Source organism: Rhodosalinus sp. (genome assembly GCF_046542825.1).
In the GTDB taxonomy this organism is placed as follows: Bacteria; Pseudomonadota; Alphaproteobacteria; order Rhodobacterales; family Rhodobacteraceae; genus Rhodosalinus.
Genome location: NZ_JBKHAQ010000177.1, coordinates 1 through 3,373 on the forward strand (window position 1 = coordinate 1; position 3,373 = coordinate 3,373).

Below are 3,373 nucleotides of genomic sequence, written 5' to 3' on the forward strand. Positions count from 1 at the left end.
TGTTGGTGGCCATGCCCACCGCGATGCCGCCCGCGCCGTTGACCAGCATGTTGGGAAAGCGCGCGGGCAGGACGGTGGGCTCGCGCTGCTTGCCGTCGTAGTTGTCCTGGAAATCGACCGTTTCCTTGTCGATGTCGGCAAGAAGATAGTCGGCCGCCTTGGCCATGCGCACCTCGGTGTAGCGCATCGCCGCCGGGTTGTCGCCGTCCATCGAGCCGAAGTTGCCCTGCCCGTCCAAGAGCGGCAGCGACATCGAGAAGTCCTGCGCCATGCGCACGAGCGCGTCGTAGATGGCCGAGTCGCCGTGCGGGTGATACTGGCCCATCACGTCGCCGATCGGCCGCGCGGACTTGCGATAGGGCTTGTCGTAGGTGTTCCCCGTCTCGGACATTGCATAAAGAATGCGCCGATGCACGGGTTTCAGCCCGTCGCGCAGATCGGGGATCGCGCGGCTGACGATCACGCTCATCGCGTAATCGAGGTAGGAGGCGCGCATCTCGTCGGCGATCGACACGCTTGGCCCATCATAGGGCGCGGACGGAATTTCCGAAGAGTCCTCAGGGGGTTCGGGGGTATCGCTCACGTTGGGCCTGCTCGTCCGCCGCGGCCTCTGCGCCGCCTTTGTCCCTCTATAGCACCCCCGCTCCGGGCCGCGCAACGCCGCCCCGGGCGGGCTGTCAGCAGCCGTGGCCACCGGCTGCTAGAACGCTGTTTTTATTGCAAATTAATCTGACTCCCGCATCATGGCGACCCGTCGAGACAGACCGAGAGGCGATCATGACCGAGAGCGAGACCGAACTGATGCTCAAGGGCTACGGCCTGACCACCGCGGAACTCTTCTACCGGATGCCGGACTACCGGAACGTGCTCAACACCTTCGTCTGGCAGGATTACGACCTTGCCCCGGATCACCCGAAGCTCTTCGGGTTCATCGAGTTCTGGCAGGACGAGATCGAGGGGCCGCTGCATTCGGTCCGCTTCACCCACCGCAAGATGATCTCGCCCGGCGAATGGCGCAGCGTGGTGGGCGAGTTCACGATGCACTGAGACTGGCGGCGCGGCCGCCCTGTGGACCGTCCGCGCCTCAGAGCCTGTAGAGCTGGCCGAACTTGTCCTCGAGATAGGCCAGCAGCGGGATCTCCGAGGGCGCCTCGCCCGTCGCGGCCTCGATCAGGTCGCGCGGCTCCATCAGCCCGCCGTGGCGTTGCAGCTTCTCGCGCAGCCAGCCTGTGGCGGGCGACGGGTCGCCCTGCGCCAGCGCCGCGTCGAGGTCCGGCAGGTCACGCCGCATCGCCGCGTGCAGACAGCCGGCATAGAGATTGCCCAGCGTGTAGGTCGGGAAGTAGCCGAACAGCCCGACGGACCAGTGCACATCCTGCAGGAACCCGTCCGAGGGGCGCTTGGGCGCATAGCCGAAATCGGCGGCGAAGCGGTCGTTCCACGCCGCCTCCAGATCGCTCACGGTCAGGTCGCCCGCCACCAGCGCGCGCTCCAGGTCGAAGCGCATGAGGATGTGCAGGTTGTATTGCAGCTCGTCCGATTCGGTGCGGATGAAGCCGCGGTGCACGCGGTTCACGACCGCGTGGAACGCGTCTTCGTCCGCGATACCGATATCGCCGAAGACATCGCGCATCCGCCCGAAGAGCCAGCCGGTGAAGGCCCGCGAGCGGCCCAGCTGGTTCTCGTACAGCCGGCTCTGGCTCTCGTGCACGCCCATCGAGGCACCCTGCCCCACCGGGGTCAGCAGATAGGCCGCGTCGATGTTCTGTTCGTAGGTGGCGTGCCCGACCTCGTGGATCGTGGAATAAAGGCAGTTGAAGGGATCGGCCGGGTCCGTGCGGGTGGTGATCCGCACGTCGAGGCCCGAGCCCGCGCTGAAGGGATGCACCGCCGTGTCGATCCGGCCCCGGCTCAGGTCGTAGCCGAAGGCCTGGGCCAGTTCGCGCGCCAGCGCGTGCTGCGCCGCTTCGTCAAAGTGGCCCTTGAGCGGCTCGGGCGCGGGGCGCTCAAGCACCGCCCCGCGCAACTCCGTCAGCCGCGGACGCAGCGCGCCGAACATCGCCTCGATCTCCGCCGCGGTTGTGCCGGGCTCGTAGTCCTGCAGGAGCGCATCGTAAAGGTCGCCGCCCGCCGCCAGTGCCGCGCCCTCTTCGCGCCGGAGCGCCACGACCTCGGCCAGCACGGGCACGAAGGCCCCCGGGTCTTCGCTGCGCCGCGCCTCGGCCCAGACGCCCTGTGCCCGGCTTGTCACACGGGCAAGCTCTGCGGCAAGCCGCGCGGGCACCTTCACGGCACGCTCGTGCTGGCGCCGGATGAGCCTGAGTTGCGCCTGCCCGGCCGCATCGGGCGCCCGTGCCTCGGCCAGCCATTCGGCCACGCGGGGATCGGTGCGGCGGGCGTGCAGCACAGCCTCCAGCGCCGCCATCTCCTCGGCCCGCTGCGGTGCCGCTCCACGCGGCATCACCGTCTCCTGGTCCCATCCCAGGCGCCCGGCGACCTGCGCCAGCGCCTGCGTCTCGCGCGCATGCGTCATGAGGTCGTCGAAAGCGGTCATCGGGCGGCCCTCAGCGATTGCGGCAGCGGATAGAGCGCGCGGAACCGCGCCTGCAGCACCAGCACCCACAAAACGACGGCCCCGAACTGGTGCACGATCGCCAGATGCCAGGGCGCGGCATAAATCACCGTGGCGATCCCCAGCACCAGCTGCACGAACAGCATCGCCAGCACCGCGTTGAAGGCGAAGCGCGTCGCCGGGTTGGCCGAGCGACGCGCGACCCACCACGCGACAAGCCCCAGCAGCACCAGCGCATAGCCCGCCATGCGATGCATGAACTGCACCAGCCCCGCATCCTCGAAGAAGTTGCGCCAGACGGGGTCGAGCTGCAGCGGATAGGGCGGCAGGAATTCGCCCCCCATCAGCGGCCAATCGGTGAAATTGCGGCCCGCGTCGATGCCGGCCACCAGCGCGCCCAGCAGGATCTGCACGAAGGCAAGCCCGATCAGCGCGCTGCCCCAGCCCGCCAGCCGCCCCTCGCGCTGGCGGCGCGCCTGCATCAGCTCGCGGCTCTCGCGGCCAAGACGGAAGACATACCAGGCGATGAGCCCCAGGATCACGAAGGCAAGGCCCAGGTGCGTGGCCAGACGATAGCTCGCCACGTCCAGCATCGTGCCCTCGAGACCGGAGGACACCATCCACCAGCCGATGGCGCCCTGCAGCCCGCCGAGAACGCCCAGGAAGAAGAGCCGCCCGGTCCAGCCCGGCGGCATCCTGCGCGTGACGAGAAAGCCCAGAAAGCCCACCGCCCAGACCAGGCCGATGACGCGGCCAAGCTGCCGGTGACCCCATTCCCACCAGTAGATCACCTTGAACTCG

Annotated in this window: 4 protein-coding genes; 1 reads left to right on the forward strand and 3 read right to left on the reverse strand. The window is 68.4% G+C overall.

From position 1 onward, the window contains the following. On the reverse strand, nucleotides 1–583 hold a 583-nt coding region (locus ACLFOB_RS14695; RefSeq protein ID WP_410926570.1), incomplete at its 3' end, for a DNA gyrase subunit A. A gap of 194 nt (nucleotides 584–777) precedes the next feature. Between ACLFOB_RS14695 and ACLFOB_RS14700 the strand changes: the two genes are divergently transcribed. After that, a complete protein-coding gene (locus ACLFOB_RS14700; protein ID WP_410926571.1) occupies nucleotides 778–1,047 on the forward strand; it encodes an usg protein in 270 nt (89 codons plus the stop codon). A gap of 37 nt (nucleotides 1,048–1,084) precedes the next feature. On the opposite strand, the gene ACLFOB_RS14705 is transcribed toward ACLFOB_RS14700, so the two are convergent. Then, nucleotides 1,085–2,554 (reverse strand): carboxypeptidase M32, encoded by a 1,470-nt coding sequence (locus ACLFOB_RS14705; RefSeq protein ID WP_410926572.1) that lies wholly within the window; start codon nucleotides 2,552–2,554, stop codon nucleotides 1,085–1,087. Continuing rightward, nucleotides 2,551–3,373: COX15/CtaA family protein (locus ACLFOB_RS14710; protein WP_410926573.1), on the reverse strand; the 823-nt coding region annotated here is incomplete at its 5' end. The genes ACLFOB_RS14710 and ACLFOB_RS14705, both read right to left, overlap by 4 nt.

Bases quoted from the DNA above. Each gene is read 5' to 3' on its own strand.
- ACLFOB_RS14705 (WP_410926572.1), bottom strand. From the start codon at position 2,554: ATGACCGCTTTCGACGACCTCATGACGCATGCGCGCGAGACGCAGGCG.
- ACLFOB_RS14700 (WP_410926571.1), top strand. From the start codon at position 778: ATGACCGAGAGCGAGACCGAACTGATGCTCAAGGGCTACGGCCTGACC.